The organism is Paenibacillus sp. FSL R7-0297 (assembly GCF_038009025.1).
Classification (GTDB): Bacteria; Bacillota; Bacilli; order Paenibacillales; family Paenibacillaceae; genus Paenibacillus_AQ.
Genome location: NZ_JBBPAQ010000001.1, coordinates 7515654 through 7533886 on the forward strand (window position 1 = coordinate 7515654; position 18233 = coordinate 7533886).

At 52.7% G+C, this 18233-nt stretch carries 16 protein-coding genes and 1 riboswitch; all 16 genes read right to left on the reverse strand.

The features are described 5' to 3' along the window. Positions 1-7: 7 nt before the first annotated feature. Positions 8-88, reverse strand: a riboswitch (cyclic di-GMP riboswitch). Between the two features lie 137 nt (positions 89-225). Continuing rightward, positions 226-1599, reverse strand: coding sequence for a sugar phosphate nucleotidyltransferase (locus MKZ24_RS32585; RefSeq protein ID WP_039302273.1), 1374 nt, complete (start codon positions 1597-1599; stop codon positions 226-228). Positions 1600-2289: 690 nt separating this feature from the next. Further along, entirely contained in the window at positions 2290-3630 is a 1341-nt protein-coding gene (locus MKZ24_RS32590; RefSeq protein ID WP_042232881.1) for a UDP-glucose dehydrogenase family protein, read from the reverse strand. A 4-nt stretch (positions 3631-3634) separates the two neighbouring features. Beyond that, positions 3635-4735, reverse strand: coding sequence for a glycosyltransferase (locus tag MKZ24_RS32595; protein ID WP_042232879.1), 1101 nt, complete (start codon positions 4733-4735; stop codon positions 3635-3637). Positions 4736-4836: 101 nt separating this feature from the next. Further along, positions 4837-5976: a glycosyltransferase family 4 protein gene (locus tag MKZ24_RS32600; protein WP_042232878.1), complete on the reverse strand. Its 1140-nt coding sequence runs from the start codon at positions 5974-5976 to the stop codon at positions 4837-4839. Beyond that, positions 5973-7163: a glycosyltransferase family 4 protein gene (locus MKZ24_RS32605; RefSeq protein ID WP_042232874.1), complete on the reverse strand. Its 1191-nt coding sequence runs from the start codon at positions 7161-7163 to the stop codon at positions 5973-5975. Before MKZ24_RS32605 ends, MKZ24_RS32600 begins: the two co-directional genes overlap by 4 nt. Further along, a complete protein-coding gene (locus tag MKZ24_RS32610; RefSeq protein ID WP_042232872.1) occupies positions 7150-8004 on the reverse strand; it encodes a glycosyltransferase family 2 protein in 855 nt (284 codons plus the stop codon). The genes MKZ24_RS32605 and MKZ24_RS32610 overlap by 14 nt, the downstream gene beginning before the upstream one ends. A 236-nt stretch (positions 8005-8240) precedes the next feature. Next, the gene (locus MKZ24_RS32615; protein ID WP_042232871.1) at positions 8241-9620 is read right to left on the reverse strand and encodes an oligosaccharide flippase family protein; all 1380 of its coding nucleotides are present in this window, start codon (positions 9618-9620) and stop codon (positions 8241-8243) included. Continuing rightward, positions 9586-11085, reverse strand: a complete 1500-nt coding sequence (locus MKZ24_RS32620; protein WP_042232869.1) for an O-antigen ligase family protein — start codon at positions 11083-11085, stop codon at positions 9586-9588. The genes MKZ24_RS32615 and MKZ24_RS32620 overlap by 35 nt, the downstream gene beginning before the upstream one ends. Positions 11086-11116: 31 nt before the next feature. Next, positions 11117-11890, reverse strand: a complete 774-nt coding sequence (locus MKZ24_RS32625; RefSeq protein ID WP_042232868.1) for a WecB/TagA/CpsF family glycosyltransferase — start codon at positions 11888-11890, stop codon at positions 11117-11119. After that, complete coding sequence (locus MKZ24_RS32630; RefSeq protein WP_042232866.1) at positions 11887-13233, reverse strand: O-antigen ligase family protein; 1347 nt, start codon at positions 13231-13233, stop codon at positions 11887-11889. The genes MKZ24_RS32625 and MKZ24_RS32630 overlap by 4 nt, the downstream gene beginning before the upstream one ends. A 14-nt stretch (positions 13234-13247) precedes the next feature. Next, a complete protein-coding gene (locus tag MKZ24_RS32635; RefSeq protein ID WP_231637773.1) occupies positions 13248-14189 on the reverse strand; it encodes a glycosyltransferase in 942 nt (313 codons plus the stop codon). 19 nt (positions 14190-14208) lie between these two features. Next, the gene (locus tag MKZ24_RS32640; protein ID WP_039302991.1) at positions 14209-14901 is read right to left on the reverse strand and encodes a sugar transferase; all 693 of its coding nucleotides are present in this window, start codon (positions 14899-14901) and stop codon (positions 14209-14211) included. Positions 14902-14931: 30 nt separating this feature from the next. Further along, positions 14932-15822 (reverse strand): UTP--glucose-1-phosphate uridylyltransferase GalU, encoded by an 891-nt coding sequence (gene galU / locus MKZ24_RS32645; protein WP_042232864.1) that lies wholly within the window; start codon positions 15820-15822, stop codon positions 14932-14934. Between the two features lie 46 nt (positions 15823-15868). After that, positions 15869-16510, reverse strand: coding sequence for a CpsD/CapB family tyrosine-protein kinase (locus MKZ24_RS32650; RefSeq protein WP_042232862.1), 642 nt, complete (start codon positions 16508-16510; stop codon positions 15869-15871). Next, the gene (locus MKZ24_RS32655) at positions 16494-17234 is read right to left on the reverse strand and encodes a YveK family protein (RefSeq protein WP_039302983.1); all 741 of its coding nucleotides are present in this window, start codon (positions 17232-17234) and stop codon (positions 16494-16496) included. Before MKZ24_RS32655 ends, MKZ24_RS32650 begins: the two co-directional genes overlap by 17 nt. A 362-nt stretch (positions 17235-17596) precedes the next feature. Beyond that, positions 17597-18232 (reverse strand): response regulator, encoded by a 636-nt coding sequence (locus MKZ24_RS32660; protein ID WP_042210777.1) that lies wholly within the window; start codon positions 18230-18232, stop codon positions 17597-17599. Position 18233 lies beyond the last annotated feature (1 nt).

Here is an 18233-nt window from a genome sequence, read left to right on the forward strand (position 1 = left end):
TCTTCCTTTCGGTAGCCAGGCTGCCACTCTTGCGAAGGCCCTATAGCTTTGCGTCCCTATCTTTCGATTAGGTTTGCCTTTGTCGTATTGGAAGGATTAATCCCTCTTACCGTAAGTATCGTCTCTATTTAGTTTTAATTTAGAGCAAAAATGAATTTTTCTTAATAATTGGTTCTTAATACCTGTTTTGGATTTGTAACAATTGGTTATATAGATAGATTAGACCTACGAAATAAATTGCTGCAAGGCGATATCTTCCCAATCCAAGGTGATTCGGATGTTATCTTCCTCCACCAGCTCAGAGCCGGTCTGCACTTCGATAAATTCCATATCTGTCAATGCCAGGATCGCATGCTTGGTGCCTTCCGGAATCCGTACGACATCCCCCGCCTTTACATTATGCATTTTCTCATTGAGCACAATGCTGGCTTCACCGCTGACAATGGTCCAGATTTCACTGCGTTTGTGATGCAGCTGATAGCTGATATTTTTACCTTCAGAGATAAAGATCCGCTTCGTCAGCACCTCATTACCTTCCGCATATTTCACATAATCAATTACCTTGTAGTGGCCCCAGCGGCGTTCTTCGTACATCGGTCTTTGTTCAAAAGATTTCAGCACTTCCTTAATGCGCGGGCTCTCCGCCTTGTGCGTAACCAGAATTCCGTCCGGGCTGGCGGCGATAATCAGATCCTTCGCCCCGATCACGGTGATCGGAATGTCCAGTTCGTTGATAAGGCAGGTGCCTTCGGAATCTGCAGTGACGAAACCTTTGCCAACATGATTGCTGGTCATTTCTTCGGTCAGCGTATTCCAGGTGCCCAGGTCCTTCCAGAATCCGGCGTAAGGCTGAACCACGATATTCTCTTCTTTTTCTACCACCTCATAATCAAAACTGATGGAAGCCAGCAGTTTATACTGCTTCTGCAGTTCCTCATAGTTCAGTGGCAGTCCTTTGCGCTGCAGAATATCCAGCAGATACCCAAGACGGAAAGCAAACACGCCGCAGTTCCAGAGGGCGTTCCGACTGATTAGCTCCTCAGCCTGCTTGCGGTCCGGCTTCTCCTGGAAGTGGCTGACCTGCAGATACCCGCTCGCTCCCGCTTCGGCGCTGGTAGGAATGATATAGCCGTATTTCTCGGAAGCATGCTCCGGAACTACGCCCATCAGCGCCAGATTGGCGCCGCTCTCCAGCATCGTGCTCTCCAGCTGCAGAACGGTATCGAAGAAGGACGACTCCACATAAGGGTCGACGGGCAGGATGGCTACCGTCTCGCTTGGTGAAACACCGGCGATCGAATACAGGTATGCTGCAGTCAATGCAATAGCAGGGAAGGTATCGCGCCGCTCCGGCTCAACGATAATCGGCACCCCGCTGCCCAGCTGGCTCTGAATCATCTCTACCTGGCTGCGGCCGGTAGCCAGGTAGGACGATTCCGCCATCCCTGTCTCCTGCAGCTGTCTCCATACCCGCTGTACCATGGATTCCGGTTCACCTGCCGGGCTTTCCAGTACTTTCAGAAATTGCTTCGAACGTGAATCATTGGACAAGGGCCAGAGCCGTTTACCAGAACCGCCTGATAGAAGTACTAGTTTCATAAGTGAACCCTCCTAAGTTTATGTGATGTCGCGAAAATATCGGATTGTTATTGGGAGCTGCAGATTGCGGAAAAGCTTAATGCGCTGGCTGTTATGAGAGTCACTGCAAGGAATGTTTGGACTTTCGGCCGCTGTTGCCTCCGGATTTCCTGATTAGACCGCTCTTCGCGGTAGAAATCCAGAGACAAAGGCGGACGCTAACGCTCCTACAGTTCCAAAATTCCTCTCCGTTCCATTACATAACAGCTGGGGCTATTCGCTTCGCCCGCAGGCGAAGCTCCCGGCTAAAGATCCAGCTATTGCCGCTTGTTGTTGCGGCAATTGAACCGTGGCTGCCGCTATGCTTGCGCGGCAGGAAAGATTTAAAGATGCTTAAGTGCCTCTTGTTCCAAGGGACTCCCGCTCGCCGTAGCAGCGGGGGCAACACAAGATTCTCACAAGACTCTCACAAGACCAAGACACAAGACTCTTGTTCCAAGGGCTTGCCGCTCACTCACGCGGCGGGTAGGGCAAGGATCAAGTGCACTTGTGCTCCTCATTTCCTCGTTTGGCCCGCATCCGGTGGAATCAAGTGCATTAATGCTCCTCATTTCCTCGTTTAGCCCGCATCCAGTGAAATCAAAGGGATTTTTCCCTCTAATTTCCCTAAGCAGCCACTTCTGGGGAGGCTGCGGGATATCCGCTAGACGATTAGATCGCGCCAGCAACGCTGGCGGAGAAGCCGCTAAGGCCGCCCATCTGCGGGCGTCCGACGGAATGATACTCCAGGCCGGTTCCTTCGATCTGCTCTTTGGTATAGACGTTGCGGCCGTCAATTAATACCTGGCGGCGCATGCTCCCAGCGAGCTGATGCAGGTCGATATCCTTGAACTGGCTCCAGTCGGTCAGGAGGCATACTGCGTCGCTGCCTTCGGCAGCCTCTTCCGCCAGTCCGCACCAGCGGAGCTGCGGGTGATCGTACTCTCGCCGGAAGTTATCGGCGGCAATCGGATCATACAGCTTGACGGTAGCACCTTCAGCTACCAGCGCTTCAACGATTTCGCGGGCAGGCGCCTCGCGGACATCATCGGTGTTCGGCTTGAAGGCAAGGCCCCAGATGCCGATAACTGCGCCGCGCAGGCTGCCAAGCGATTCATGCAGCTTGGAGATAATCATGAACCGCTGTCCTTTATTGACCTCGACCACCGATTTCAATAGCTTGAACTCGTAGTCCACGTTGCCGGCAATCTGGATCAGCGCATTGGTGTCTTTCGGGAAACAGGAGCCTCCATAACCGATGCCGGCCTGCAGGAAGGTAGACCCGATTCTCCGGTCCATTCCCATGCCCTCGGCTACCTCGGTTACATCAGCTCCCACTTTTTCGCATATATTGGCGATCTCGTTAATGAACGATATCTTAGTGGCCAGGAACGCATTTGATGCATATTTGATCATCTCGGCGCTGCGGATATCCGTGACGAATACATTGTCCGTGAAGCCCTGATGCAGCTGGCGCATCGTAGGCTCAAGCTCAGGATTATCAAGTCCGATCACGATCCGGTCGGGATGCAGCGTGTCGCGGATCGCGGAGCCTTCACGGAGGAACTCAGGGGCGGAGACAATATCGAAGGGATGATTCGTATGCGAAGCGATCAAATTGCGGATTTTCTCATTGGTGCCTACGGGTACGGTCGACTTGGTCATGATGATCTTGTAGCCTTCCATCGCCTGCGCAATTTCAATGGCGGCCCCTTCAATATATCTTAGATCTGCTTCACCGCCCGGCAGTGAGGGGGTCCCTACGGCAAGGATGACGATGTCGGAGCGGCGGACCGAATCCTTAAGATCGGCCGAGAAGCTCAGCCTGCCCTCGCGGAGATTCATTTCGATCAGCGCCTCAATGCCCGGCTCATAGATGGGGGATTCCATCCGGTTCAGCTTCTTGATTTTTTCCTCATCCTTATCGACACAGATGACATGATTTCCGTTAAGGGTGAAGCATACGCCCGAGACAAGACCTACATAGCCGGTACCGATTACTGCGAGTTTCATACAATCATCCTCCTTTTAGGAAATTGACGTAGGCCTGTTCCACATACTGCTTGAACTGGACCATAAACGCCTGCTCATCAAATTTACGTGCATGGCCCATAATCTGCTCGATATCCCACGCATAGGATTCTGCTTCATCAATGGCCTGGAGCAGATCATCAACTTCCTGGTGCTGGAAGAACACGCCGTTGACGTAAGGAATAATCGTGTCCAGCGCTCCTCCGGCCTGATAGGCGATGACCGGTCTTCCTGCAGCATTCGCCTCCAGGGGCGTAATGCCGAAATCCTCTTCTCCGGGAAAAACAAAAGCCCGGCACTGCGACATCAGTCCTGTCACTTCTTCATCCTCCAGCCGCCCCAGGAAAGAGATATTATCCTTGGCCATGCCTTCCAGACGCTTGCGGTCCGGCCCGTCTCCCACGATGTACAGCTTCACGCCGTTACGGTTGAATGCCTCTACCGCCAGATCGATCCGCTTGTAGGAAACCAGCCGGGATACGATCAGATAATAATCTCCAATGGTAGGGGAGCTGGTGAAGCGGGCTGTATTAATCGGCGGGAAGATGACATCGGAATCCCGGTGATAATAATTCTGAATCCGCGTCTTCACGACGGAGGAGTTGGCTACGAACTGGTTTACATTCTTGGAGGTACGCTGATCCCAGCTCTTCAGCCGCTGCATATATACCTTAAGCAGTCTTTTGAATAATCCTGAATTGGATTGCCGCTCCATGTAAGTGTCATAATCCCAGGCGAACCGCATGGGGGTATGGCAGTAACACAGATGAAACGTAGACTCGGGCACCTGGATGCTTTTCATAAAAGCACTGCTGGAGCTAAGGACGATATCATATCCGCTGAAGTCCAAATCGCGGACAGCCATCGGATAGAGCGGCAGCACCCCTTTGAAATTCCGCTTCACGCCGGGGATTTTCTGCAGCCAGGAGGCCCGGATATCCGCATCTTTGAGGTTATCGGTCAGGCGGCTTCCGTTAAAAACCGTTGTGAAAATCGGAGCATCCGGATACATGTGATGAAAAACCTCCACCACTCTTTCCGCTCCGCCCATTTGGATTAAGTAATCGTGCGCTATCGCAATTTTCATGTGAATCATCCTCAAAGTTTTATGGAGCAGCATCATCATGCAGTGAACGCATGGTAGAAACGGATCGTGAAGCAAGTCTTAAGCATTGTCCAAGCGCGAGGTCAGGTAACCGCCAGCAGACCTTTGTAGTACGCTACGATATCCTTGACCGTATTCTCGATGACAAAATGCTCTTTCACCCGTTTCATTCCATTATCCGCCATCCGTCTACGCTCTTCGGGATGGTTCAGCATCCAGGTGATGGAGTCTGCAAGTACAGTAGCATCTCCCGGCTGGATCAGCATTCCTGTTACGCCAGGAACTACAATCTCAACCGGTCCGCCTTCATTGGAGGCAATCACCGGCAGTCCAGCCGCCATACCTTCGACGATGACCTGGCCAAACGGCTCGGGGGTGATCGACGTGTGAATCAGTAAATCGGCTTTGTTCATAAGTCCTTGTATATCATCTACATGACCCAGCAGGCTGACATTGGTAATGTTGCCTTGCTGCATCTGCTGAATTAATTCCTGTTTGTATTCCTCTTCTCCGAACAGCGCGTCTCCGGCAAGCCAGAACTTCACCCGGCTGTCATTCTTGAAGGCCTTGGCGGCTTCCAGTACAATATGCTGGCCTTTCCAGTGAGCCAGGCGTCCCACCAGCAGGACGTTGAAGTCCTTCTGGTCCCGCTTGCCGATTCCTTCACCAATCGCTTTGGCAAAAGCGGAGTAAACGACCAGCGTCTTCTTTGACCGCGGCAGCTCCAGGGCATTCAGTGTGGAATGGGAATTGGCGATGACGCCGTTCGGCAGCAGGCGTGACAGCAGCCGGATCGCCTTGGCGACAACCGGCTTCAGGTACGGGGCTCCGATATGGTCCCGGATATGCCAGATCAGGGGCACCCCGGCTTTTTTGGCAGCCACCGCTCCGTAAAATGCCGATTTCAGTGAATTGGTATGCACGCAATCGACCTTCTCCTCTTTGAGCAGCGGAGCAAGCTTACGGCCGTAGGCCAACAGCTTCATTGCAGCAGCCGGAGCACCGAGGTTCACAGCGTTGCGTCCGCGGCTGCGGATGCTCTCATCCAGCGGGATAATGCGGACATCGATGCCCTTTTCCCGCAGGCGTTCGGCCAAAGTGCCTTCTTCCGCCAGAATCACCAGCGGTTGAATCTGTTCACCGATGTTGGTGAGAATGTTGAACAAGGCAACCTCTCCGCCGCTCCATTTGGCGGTGTGATCAATATAAGCGACTTTGATCATCCTACGCTCACACCCTTTCCCAAAGTTTCGAGGAATACGGACTCCACTTGATCGCCCACATGCTGCCAGGTATATTTCTCCAGCACATGATTCCGGCATTCGTCACGGCCCGGCAGCAGCTTGCGGTTGCTCAGCATATGAATCATGCCTTCTGCCATATCATCGCTGCCTGCACTCTTGAACAGCAGCTCCGGCCGGAAGCCCTGCAGAATCTCCTTGTTGCCGCCGACCGGCGTCGCCATCACCGGAAGTCCTGAGGCCAGCGCCTCAACGGTGATCAGGCCGAAGCCTTCCAGCGCCTGCGAAGGAACGACGAACATATCCGCCGCCTGATAATAGGAGGCCAGCTCATGATCGGGAATATAGCCCAGGAGCCGGACTTTGTTGCCCAGTCCGTAATCGGCTATTTTCTCTTCGAGCTCCCCGCGCAGCGGGCCTTTGCCCCCGATCAGCAGAATCGCGTTCGGGAACCGCTCGGCGACCTGCTTCCAGGCTTCGAGCAGCTGCAGCAGCCCCATCCGGTTCATCAGCCGCCGGACCGTCAGCACGGTCGTTGCGCCTTCCGGCAGATTCAGTGTCCGCCGGACCGCCAGCCGGTTGGTGGAAGGCACGAACCGTTCCACATTGGCCGCCCCCGGAATGACGATGATCTTGTGCAGCGGCACCCCATGCAGATCATGCAGCATACCCCGGAAGTAATCGCTTAGGACAATGAATTTGTCCGCCAGCTTGTAAGCCTTATGTTCAATCGATTTGGCAATCGTTGTTTTCACCTTGTGCTTGATGCCTTGACCTTCGATCTTCATCTCTTCATTCCAGGGGCCGTGGAAGGTCATCACCACCGGAATGCCCCGCTTCTTCGCTTCAATCGCCGGTCCGATGCCGTAAGGTGCGAAGTGGGTATAGAGGATATCAATCCGCCCGCTGCCGTCTCCCATCAGGTCCGCCGCCTTGCGCTGGAAGGCATCCTTGCGTTTCCAGATCGTCTCCTTGGGATCGCCGGCGTTATGGATGATCAGTTCCTTTGGGGTAGCCGGTGTCTCCTGACTACAGATCAGGGCATGCACCAGGTTCCGTGTGGAGAGCTGCTCACATACGGATTTGAAATAGGTGTTCAGTCCTCCGGGCTGTAACGAGGGCCAGCTGAGGCCGGTCGTCATAATGTTCAATCCGTCATTGTACGACATAGCTTCTCTCCCCTTTGTTCTCCTTGTCGGCCTGGCCCTGGGTGTTATGCCGGGTCAGCTTACCGGAGCTGTGTAATTCGTAATGCTTGAAGCCGACCATGAATTCATACATCACCCAGAATATCGATACCGCGAAGCCTGAAATCCCTTTTTTGAATAAGCCGTGCACGAAATACTTCTGCAGGAAACGTGCCGGCGGACGCAGCAGCAAGTGGCTCAGTTTGAACGGCTTGCCGCTGGCAAAGGCGCTTTGCGCTTCCAGATCCGTGTATTTGTTGAACCGGGCTACATGATCGTTGATGCTGCGGAAGCCTTGATGCCACAGCGTTCCGTTCAGCTTCACCGTCCGTTCCTCGGATACCTCGGGCATCTCATGCACCAGGCTGTTACGGATGCCATACTCCTTGCGGTTATACAGCCGCACCAGGTACTCACCCTTATCCAGCCATTTGCCGAGAAAATCACCAATCCGGTATAGCGAGAACGCTACGGTGGCATCCGTAAGTCCCGGCTTGCGCTCCAGAATATCCCGCGCCAGCTCTTCACTGACCACTTCGTCGGTATCAATCAGGAAGACCCAATCATGGACGGCGCGTTCCACTCCGAATTCCCTTTGCTTCGCGTATCCGGGCCATGGGTTAACATACACCCGGCATCCCAGGCTCTCGGACAGTTGGACTGTCCCGTCTTTGCTGCCCCCGTCGATTACAACCACCTCGTCGGCGAACAACTGGCAGGACTGAATAGCCGCGGAGATTCGAACTTCGTCATCCTGAGCGATGATGACCGCCGATATCGGGTAACTCCCCCGGCCGCCAAGCACGCTTGTCATTGAATCCATGAAGGTATCCTCCTTTTTCAGTCCAGTGTCTATCGTCAATCCGAGAAAATTTGGGCTTCCGATCGCTGTTGTCTTCCGATTTCCTTGATTAACCGCTGACTGCGGTTGAAATCGGAAGACAAAGGCGAACGCTGACGCTTCTTCCAGCTCCAAATTTTCTCTACTTTCCTCCAAACACTGTCCTTTTTCATTTAAGCAGAAAGGCAGTTCGCATCGTGCCTCTGCTCACTTTCCGCTTACACATCCATAGGTTTTTTGCGAATATACGAATTCATCGTCGTCTTCAGCCACTGAAGGTCCTGGGCGTTAATAAGCAGCCGCGGAAGCTTAACCTTCAGGTTGTATCTGATATTAAGAATAATGAACAGGAACCGCAGCACTGCCGATGAGAGCATAGCCACTCCCGCTCCGAACAATCCGAATTTCGGCACCAGCAGGAAGAGCAGCGGAATCACGAGGATCAGGCCGACTCCCTGAAGGATGGATACGAACTTCGGCTTGCCCAGCGCCATGAACACCTGGGCCAGAATCAGCGTCCCTCCGCTGATGGTCACTTCCAGCAGCAGCAGGCGGAACACGGTAAGCGCCGTGTTGAAATCCTTGCCGTAGAGCAGCGGGATAACAAACGGGGCAACCAGCATCAGGAACAGTGCGCCAAGCAGTGTACAGGTGGTGCTGATCCGGAAAGCCTTGAAGGTAAGGGCTACTGCTTCGTCCTTTGACATCTCGGAGGCTTTGGGGAACAGGACCACCGTAATCGAATTAGAGAAGAAGTTGACCATTCGCGACAAGCTTACAGCAACCGCATAGAGCCCCAGATCGGCCGGCCGGAGCAGCCCGGCAATAATGATCTGGTCTATGTAATACGAGAACTGTCCAAGCAGATCATTACCGTAGGAGCCCATACCGTAAGTAAACAATCTTTTGAAGTTAAGATAGGCATCCCGCAGCTTTACTTTGTAGGTGCGGAGCAGCGAGACCGTCATTCCGATGAACAGCGGAACCGACGGGACCAGATAGGCCAGCGCTGTTGTATAAGGATTCATGTGTCCGGTCAGGATGAGTATCCCAATCGCGGCCAGCGTCAGCAGAGGAATCAGATAACGCAGCCAGTTGAAGGTTTTGTAATCCCCTCTGAACTGGAACGCCGCATTGTTGACCTGCGAGACCACAATCAGCGGACACAGGATCATCGACCACTGGGCGAAGACCACAACATCATGGCTGAAGGACTTCAGCCAATACGGGAGAACAATAATCCCGATGATCATGGCCATCGTCCCGAACACAAGTCCAATCAGCAGCGCCACCCTGTACAGTACTCCGGCTTCATCCGGGTTCTTCTTGGCGTTGTAGATCAGTGCCGAGGGGATGCCGAAGCTCATGCTGAACGCCAGGAATTGTGACCAGTTCACCATAGCGGTCTGTTCCCCCCGCCCTGTCGGACCGAGATACCGGGCGGTCAGCACACCGGTCAGCATATTGACCAGCAGAATCAATACGCTGACGAACATTGTTTTTACGGCCGCCGAGCTGTTGTCCTTACTCTTCGTGAAGCGCCTGAGGGAGGACCAGACTGTATTAGCGGGAAGTGATTTCGCGTTCAACTGCTGCATGTGGTATACCCTTCTTTCTGCTCTGAGTAATCTCTTTGGCACTGAGTCCGAGTCCGATCAGCATCCAGATCAGATAACCCTTGAGACCCGGAAATCCGTTATCCGATACCAGACTTACCACAGCCCCCATCCATGCCGCCAGCGACAGGCGGGCGTAAGGCTGAAGGTGATCCTTGCTGGTTACTCTGACGGCAATCTCTTTAATGACGGCCCCCAGGGCTCCGAAAAAGAACAATGCGCCGAGTACTCCGAAGGTAAGCAGCAGTGCGATCACACCGTTATCCATGTTGCCGTATTCACCAAGCTCCCCGCCGTTGCCGATCTTCGTCCCCTGTCCTACGCTGCCGATACCCTGACCGACCGGATTGCCTGCCACCATCGGCAGCATGTTCGTCCACAAGCTGAGACGTTCATTGTAGGAATGATCCTCCTGCACCGAGGTGAGGGTCTCCATCCGGGCGACCAGCCCCTCTGCCCCCGGCAGCTTGGGAACTATCGTGAACAGCGCGGCTGCCACGAATACAAGCTGCAGCAGAGTTTTCCATTTGCCCTTGGAGGGAGAGGAGGCAATGTACACCAGCAGCATTACCAGCAGGACCAGCCATGCGGAACGCACCAGCGTAGTCAGCAGGCAGACTACTACGAGCAGAACACCAATCCAGCGCAGTGTTCCCTGCCATCTTTTCTCCAGAATCATCGGGACCAGCGCGAAGACCAGGAAGGTTGCCGCCGGGCCCGGAGAATTCAGAGTGGAGAACACCCGGATCTCCAGGGGATACGGTGTTCCGATGGACATCATATCCGCGTTCCGCATCCAGAAGGCGTCCCACGGAGGAACCGTCAGATACTGTACAATTCCATACGCTGCAACCAGCACGGCGATATTGGCAAAAGCATACAGCAGCCGGTCGATATCCTTCGGTTTGTACGGGGTTACCGCGAAGAACGGAATCAGCAGCAGCGGTACGATATAATTCGCCAGATCGTATACCGAGCCAATGCCGTTCTTCGCGAGGCCAATCATCGCGCCGTAGGCCAGCGCAATGGAGAACAGCAGAAGGATCCGGGTAGAGGATTTGCGGATCTTGTGAATCTCCTTCAGCACCGGAATGGCTAAGGTAGCTCCGGTGAGCAGGGGCGCCAGACTCAGCAGTGATACGGAGTGATACACTCCTTCATACCAGTCTGCAATCCGCCGCAGCTCCGGAGCAACCGCCCAGATCAGCAGCGTGTAAGGAATCAGCAGCCGTGTATTCAGCAGCGCCAGCAGGAAGGCCGGGAAGAGGATTCCTGCCAGTATCACGCCCTGCAGACTGTTCGATGAGCTGAGCTTCGCACTGGCGAAGCCGATCAGCAGCGGCAGAATCACTGCTGCGCCGCAGATCATGGTCATCACTGCCGCTGACTTCACAGCTGATCTAGAGGGAAGACTCAGACTGTTCTCATCCCTGCTTAGCATCTTCATTCCCCCGCCTCCCGTCTCCGCCGCTTCTCGTTTATTGCGATTTGCTGTTCTTCACTTTTTCCCGCTTGCGCAGCTCCTTCAGGAGCAGCACCAGGAACTGGGCATCATCGACAAGGTATCTTTTCCATAGACGGCCCGGCTCCTGACTGAGCCTCCACAGCCATTCCATTCCGGTTCTCTGCATGAAATCCGGAGCCCGTTTGACCGAGCCTGACAGGAAGTCGAAGGTTGCGCCCACACCGATCGAGATCGGCGCCTGATAAGAGGTATAGTGACGGTATATCCATTTCTCCTGCTTCGGCGCTCCCACGCCTACGAACACAATATCCGGCTGACTCTCGGTCAGCATCTGGATAATCCGCTGGTTCTCTTCTTCGTTGTGCTCAAAGCCGTAGGAAGGAGAATAGCAGCCGACAACATTGATACCCGGATAAGCTGCTTTCAGGTTCTTCGTCGCCTGCTCCGGCACGCCTTCCGCTGAGCCCAGGAAGAACAGCCGGTATTTCCTTTGTTCAAAAGCATTGCCCAGCCTGCTGAACAGATCTGCTCCCGATACCTTTTGCTTCAGCGGCTTACCGAGCATTTTGGAAGCCCAGATGAGCGGCATTCCGTCTGCCACAACAGCTCCGGCTTCGGAATAGACTTCCTGGAACTCTTTGTCCTTGCGGAGCTTGATCACATGATCGACATTGCATGTCAGGATGTAGGACTGGTTCCTTTCCTGAATCGTTTTGTCAATGTAATCGAGCAGGTCCATGAAATCATAGTTATCGAAATTGACATCGAACATATTCACTTGGTTCATCGTATCACTTCTTTTTGTGGGGAATCGGCCAGCTGTGAAGATCGATACAGGCAGTTCAGGTACCAACAGAACGGAATGATGAATTGGACCGTCGACAGCGTGTTATCTGTAAATGAGTAGATCAGAAACGCTGCTATAAAGAGCAGATAATAAGGTTTGACCGGCGGTGCCAAAGCCCTGTACACCAGAAGGAACACAGCCAACAAGGAAAGCAGCAGCAGGATTGCGCCGAAATACCCTCCATCGAAGTAGAAGCGGATATACTCATTGTGCGGAACAACAAACCCTTTGTAGAGCGATCCGTCATTCGCCACCGTCACCGCTCCAAGACCCCGTCCCGCATAGGGGGAATCCTCCGCTTTGTTCAGGAAGTACTCCCAGGCTTCCGCACGCCCTGACAGGTCGACCCCCGTTTCCGTCGTACGTTCGAAGGAACGTTTCTTGATGTTATCGAGCTGCAGGTATACTGCTGAGGTAATTACCAGCAGCGAGCACAGCAGCGGGATCAGGAATTTCGTTTTGCCTTTTAAATACTGGCGTGAGATGTCGTAGAAATAATAGAGCACCATCAGGACCAGTGCCAGAATCGGCCCCCGTGTCCCGGTTCCAATGAGGATCAGGAAATTCAGACCCAGCATTGTGTAGTAAAAGCGGATATGCTGCGGGCTTCGCTTAATTTCAATGAATGCGATCGCGACTCCCATGAAAGCCAGCATAGCCAGATGCGCCGGAATGTTCGCCCCCTGAATCCGTACTGCGCCGGTGAATTCGATGTCGAGTAAGGAATGCAGATGAGCCGCCTGCAGCACCACTCCGGCTAATACACTGACCAGCGGCAGCAGGGTGATGATGCGGATTTGCTTCTCAGCCACCTCCTTCTTCCAATTGATAAGCAGGAATACGAAGGGCAGCGATAATCCGATAAAAGCTTTGACTGCAATCGATGAGCTCATCTCCGGCAGCCAGATGGAGAAGGTGAAGGTGATGAAGACCAGCGCCAGCATCGCCCACAGGGGGGGGCTGAGCCGGAACTTCAGGCCGTTGACCAGAATGCACGGCACCAGCAGCATCAGGATAACCAGTTTGTAGAGTGAGAGAATCTCAACACCGAACATACTGCCGCTGAACAGGAAGTTAATCGAGACTGCGGTGGTCAGCAGAACGAAGTAGCTGATCAGTTCCGGACGGGAGATGGAGACGAACAGCAGCATAATCAGGAGTACAGCAGCTATGGCTATGACCGGCTGGTAGATGACTGCTGCCCCCAGGAATAATGCGGACATGAGATAGAGCATTCCGTATGGCAAAGCGTTTATTTTGGAGCCCCATTCAAAATTAGTCATGTCACGCACTCCCCTCACCCCGCTGCGGATTCCCTCTTCCGGTTCCAAATCATATGGAGAGTTCCGCGAATACTCTCCAGCCGGCATTTATTCAGCAGCCTTCTTCCCTGACTGCGGGAGAGAATGGAATCTGCCAGAATGTACATCACCTTGGCTCCTGTTTTGCCCAGCAGCAGCAGGTTGCCCTTCATCCCTTCGCTTTTCATCGCATTGGATATGCCTTGGCTGTAATAACGTTTCATAATCCAGTCTTCCGTCAATCGGTTAGCCGGTACGAAATGATCCACCGCCATCTCCGGATGATAGAGAATGGAATGCCCCTCCTGCTGGATTTGGCCGAACAGCCAGGTCTCTTCACCGGAGAGCAGCGAATCACCTTTTCTCCCCAGCTCCAGCGGAAACAGGCTGATGTCGAACACGATCTTGCGCATCGCCATATTGGCTCCGCAGGGGTGCAGACGCTTCGGATATTCCCTGATCCGGTTGCCCAGATCAACTATGGTATATGGAAGCTCGAATGGCTTAATCAGCCATTCCGGCCGTTTGCTCTCGAAGATCGGAGCAATTTTACCGCCCATGGCCATCACTTCCGGCTTCTGTTCAAACGTACTTACGATCGTACTAATCCAGGTCCGGCAAGGTATCGCATCATCATCCAGGAAGGCGATGAGCGGCGATTTGGAAGCCAGAATTCCCGTATTCCGGGCCGCCGACAGTCCTTGCACCGGCTCCAGAAGATAACGGATATCCATATCAGCACCATAGGTATCAATAAACCTCCGGATGGCGGCTGCCGTATCATCCTTGGAGCTGTTATCCACTACGATGATTTCGGCCTGGTCCAGATTCTCCAGCGGAAGCAGCGAATGAAGAGTCTTGACCAGCAGCGCCGACCGGTTGTAGGTGCAGATGATAATGGAAATCTTAGGTACTTCTCCGTGTACAAGCATCGGCATTCACCCAATTCCCATAATTTTAATAAGCATTTTTGGAGCCGAGCAGCATCAGGCCGGTTTTGACAATGATCTTAAGATCCAGCATAGTGCTGCGCATGTGGATATAGGTCAGGTCCAGCTGGACCATTTCGTCAAAGCCAACGCTGTTTCTGGCATTAACCTGCCAGTACCCGGTGCAGCCCGGTGTAACCATCAGCCGTTGTTTGTCATACTCCGTATACTGCGCCACCTCTTCAACGAGCGGGGGACGGGGGCCGACCAGACTCATATGGCCCATAAGCACGTTCCAGAGCTGAGGCAGTTCGTCAATACTTGTCTTGCGCAGGAATCTTCCTGTCCGCGTGATGCGGGGATCATTCTTGATCTTGAACATTGCGCCGCTCACCTCGTTGTAGGCCATCAGATTGGCCTTCAGCTCCTCGGCATTGGAGACCATGGATCTGAATTTGTACATAGGGAACAGCTTCTCATCCTTGCCGACCCTGTTCTGGCGGAAGAATACTTTGCCTTTAGGATCCTCCAGCTTGATTAGGACAGCCACCACCGCGAACAGCGGCAGCAGTACGAGAAGGCCAAGAGCGGAGAAAAAAATGTCGATAATCCGCTTCAATACCAGATAGGAATCCATTTCCTTACTTCCTTCATTGGCATGCAGCATGTAAAGTTTCGGCAGGACGGCCTCATAGTCTTCCGGCAGTTTTTGCATGCTCATCTCTCCTCATTCCTCCTAAATATTGTTGGTTCAGCTGCTCAGTGTGGTTTGTCCAGCCTGTTTCAGCCATTCCGACATTGCATCCATGACCGGATAGCGCAAATCTTCGCTCTGTAGAGCAAATTCCAGTGTGGTCAAAATGTAACCAAGGCGTTCACCAACGTCATATCGCGTACCATCAAAGTTATAAGCATATACCCGTTCGCTCTGGTTCAGCTTCTGGATCGCGTCCGTGAGCTGAATTTCGCCGCCCGCGCCTTTTTCCTGAAGGTCCAGATACTTGAAGATCTTCGGTGTGAACACGTAACGTCCCATAATCGCCAGATTGGAAGGAGCTGTTCCAAGCGGAGGCTTCTCCACGAAGTTGTTAACCCGGTAGAGCCGTCCGTCCTGCAGATCCGGTTCGATAATCCCGTAACGGTTGGTGAATTCATCAGGAATGACCTGAACACCAATCACTGAATTCTGTGTTTCTTCATACTGGTCAATCAGCTGCTTCAGGCAGGGGACCTGTCCGGTTACAATATCATCGCCGAGCATAACGCCGAAGGGTTCATCCCCGATAAACCGTCTGGCACACCATACGGCATGGCCCAGACCTTTGGGTTCCTTTTGCCGGATATAGTGAATTTCCACTTTTGAGGAACGCTGTACTTCTTTGAGCAGCTCCAGCTTACCGTCTTCAAGCAATCTGGATTCGAGTTCAAAGGCATTATCGAAATGATCCTCAATCGCCCGCTTTCCTTTACCGGTAACGATGATGATGTCTTCGATCCCGGAAGCGATCGCTTCCTCCACGATATATTGAATCGTTGGTTTGTTGATAATGGGCAGCATTTCCTTAGGCATCGCTTTGGTTGCCGGAAGGAAACGTGTGCCTAACCCGGCTGCCGGGATTATTACCTTTTTGACCTTTTTCATCACACATACCTCCCAAAAGTTTCATTCACCTTGCCGCTTCAGTACATTATTTGGTCTGGTTCATCGCAATTCCGAGAATCCTTACACCTGTTTGTTCCATAAGAGCCTTCAGCTTGCGGAGAGACTCACGCTTCGTCCGGCCATGTCTGGCCACGATGATAACACCGTCTGAGAGCGGAGCCAGAATACGGGCATCACTGAATTCCACCGCTTGCGGCGAATCCAGCAGAATCAGATCAAAGCTTGCTTTCAGTTCTTCCAGCAGGGCTGACATCTTGTCGCTGCCGAGCAGATCCGGGGGACTGACACTGGTAATACCGGCAGGAATGACGGCCAGATTAGCCAGGCTACCGTATACGGCAATATCTTTGGCTTCCTCATAACCGCCCAGATATGCGGCCAGCCCTTGACTTCCTTCTACCTCGAACACACTGTGCAGTCCGGGCTTCCTCAGATTGCAATCTACAACAGCCACCTTCTTGCCGTCCTGGACAAAGGATACGGCCAGATTGGAGAGGATCGTTGTCTTGCCTTCTCCGCCTTCCGCAGAAGTGAAGAGCAGCACCTGTCCACCATTGCCCTTCAGCAGACCGAGCTGGCGGATGTAGGTACGCAGCGAGCGGAAGGATTCAGAGATATGCGAGGACGGGTTCATGTCCGTAATCAAACTTCTATTCAGCCGTAACATAAGCGCCCTCCCCTACTCTTGCCTTAGCATTTGCCGCCTTGCCCAAATCACGTTTACGGATTGCCGGAATACTGGCAATGACCGGGAGGCCAAGATCGAACTCTGCTTCCTTCTCCGATCTTAATGTACCGTTCAGCGTTTCCATCAGCAGGATGATTCCTACTGCCGCCATCAGCGAGACTACAAAGCTGATGATAATGTTCATGGTAGAACCGCTATTGACCGGTCCAGGCTGATTTGCCGGGTCCGCCGGGGTCAGGAACGTTACATTGTCCAGATTCATAAGCGCCGGCAGGCTGCGGATGAATGTTTGCGAGACCGCGTTTACGATCGTAGCTGCGGTGGCGTAATCCTCATCCTGCACACTCAGATTAATTACCTGGCTTTTCTCTGAGGATTTGATCTGCAGCTTGGCAGCGAGTTGGCCTGCCGTCAGACCAAATTCCGGATGCTCCGCAATCACACTCTTCATAATCGTTGGTGACTTCATGATTTCCTTATAGCTCTCGATGAGGTTAAGACTGAAGTTGAGTGCGTTGAGATTGTTGCTCTCGGGAACATTTACGACGTTGTTGACCAGCAGCTGTCCAGAGGCGGAGTAGACGGGGACAACGAAGTTTTTGCTGACATAGAAGGTGGTGGCGCAGGAGATAAGCACGAACACCGTGATTAACCATAATCTTTTTTTAATCAGGTTAATGTAATCCAAAATCGTCTTTTCCACAGTAACCCTCCTTCCGCATGTGTTCATTTTGAAAGCAATCATGAAAATTTCAGAACTCTTGCTTTTATTCTATCAACGCGCAACATTTGTCACATGCCTCATAGCATCCCTTTACACTTCACTTTCGTGTGATGCCGTTTAGTCCCTAAGAGGGTAGGGATGGTATACTTTAGTACCATATGGCTGGTAATAACTAACAGCATCCGGTAGCGTTACCTACTTCACGTGTCACCTCATACTTTGAAAGCTAAAGAAACTGTTCAGAAAATGTTCAGATGCCCTTGGTAGGTTATTGACCTAAGAACACAAAAAAACACGGACATCATTGTCCGTGTTCATAAATCATCCGTTATGAGGTAACCTTAGTCGTACGACATCTCGTATTTGGTAAGCCCAACCGCATTGGCATATAATGCCGCCTGCGTCCGGTCCGCTACCTGAAGCTTCGCCAGAATCTGGCTGACATGCTTCTTGACTGTGAATTCACTGATGAACAAGCGGGAAGCGATCTCCCGGTTGCAGGCCCCCTGTCCAAGCTCAATCAACACTTCCTTCTCCTTCGGTGTCAATTCATCCGTTGGACTGTTGCCGCTCATCCGCATCTTGTCTTCCATCAGGCCGGGATCATAATACTTTCTGCCTTTGTGCACCAATTGAATCGCAAACAGCAATTCCTCCGGCAAAGCTTCCTTCAGCACGTAGCCGTCTACCAGCACTTCTTCCGCCTTCAGGAAATCTTCCCGGCTGGCGGAGGACGTAAGCAGAATGAACTTGCTGACAATTCCGCGGATACGTGCTGCTTTGATAATGTCCAGACCCGATTCATCGGCCAGCTTCAGGTCAATCAGCACAAGATCAGGCTGTATCTCTTCTATAACGAGAAGAGCTTCCTGGCCATTCGTAGCCTCACCGGCAAACTCCAGATTAGACTGCATTGAAATCACAGCAGCCAATCCTCTTCTCACCAAAGGGTGATCATCAACAATGACGATTTTCACT

What these genes read in the sequence shown, in the direction of transcription:
- MKZ24_RS32640 (WP_039302991.1), bottom strand. Translation starts at nt 14,901, where the DNA reads ATGAGCATGCAAAAACTGCCGGAAGACTATGAGGCCGTCCTGCCGAAA.
- MKZ24_RS32635 (WP_231637773.1), bottom strand. Translation starts at nt 14,189, where the DNA reads ATGCCGATGCTTGTACACGGAGAAGTACCTAAGATTTCCATTATCATC.
- MKZ24_RS32615 (WP_042232871.1), bottom strand. Translation starts at nt 9,620, where the DNA reads ATGCAGCAGTTGAACGCGAAATCACTTCCCGCTAATACAGTCTGGTCC.
- MKZ24_RS32605 (WP_042232874.1), bottom strand. Translation starts at nt 7,163, where the DNA reads ATGTCGTACAATGACGGATTGAACATTATGACGACCGGCCTCAGCTGG.
- galU (WP_042232864.1), bottom strand. Translation starts at nt 15,822, where the DNA reads ATGAAAAAGGTCAAAAAGGTAATAATCCCGGCAGCCGGGTTAGGCACA.
- MKZ24_RS32600 (WP_042232878.1), bottom strand. Translation starts at nt 5,976, where the DNA reads ATGATCAAAGTCGCTTATATTGATCACACCGCCAAATGGAGCGGCGGA.
- MKZ24_RS32590 (WP_042232881.1), bottom strand. Translation starts at nt 3,630, where the DNA reads ATGAAACTCGCAGTAATCGGTACCGGCTATGTAGGTCTTGTCTCGGGC.
- MKZ24_RS32650 (WP_042232862.1), bottom strand. Translation starts at nt 16,510, where the DNA reads ATGTTACGGCTGAATAGAAGTTTGATTACGGACATGAACCCGTCCTCG.
- MKZ24_RS32585 (WP_039302273.1), bottom strand. Translation starts at nt 1,599, where the DNA reads ATGAAACTAGTACTTCTATCAGGCGGTTCTGGTAAACGGCTCTGGCCC.
- MKZ24_RS32625 (WP_042232868.1), bottom strand. Translation starts at nt 11,890, where the DNA reads ATGAACCAAGTGAATATGTTCGATGTCAATTTCGATAACTATGATTTC.
- MKZ24_RS32595 (WP_042232879.1), bottom strand. Translation starts at nt 4,735, where the DNA reads ATGAAAATTGCGATAGCGCACGATTACTTAATCCAAATGGGCGGAGCG.
- MKZ24_RS32630 (WP_042232866.1), bottom strand. Translation starts at nt 13,233, where the DNA reads ATGACTAATTTTGAATGGGGCTCCAAAATAAACGCTTTGCCATACGGA.
- MKZ24_RS32620 (WP_042232869.1), bottom strand. Translation starts at nt 11,085, where the DNA reads ATGAAGATGCTAAGCAGGGATGAGAACAGTCTGAGTCTTCCCTCTAGA.
- MKZ24_RS32610 (WP_042232872.1), bottom strand. Translation starts at nt 8,004, where the DNA reads ATGGATTCAATGACAAGCGTGCTTGGCGGCCGGGGGAGTTACCCGATA.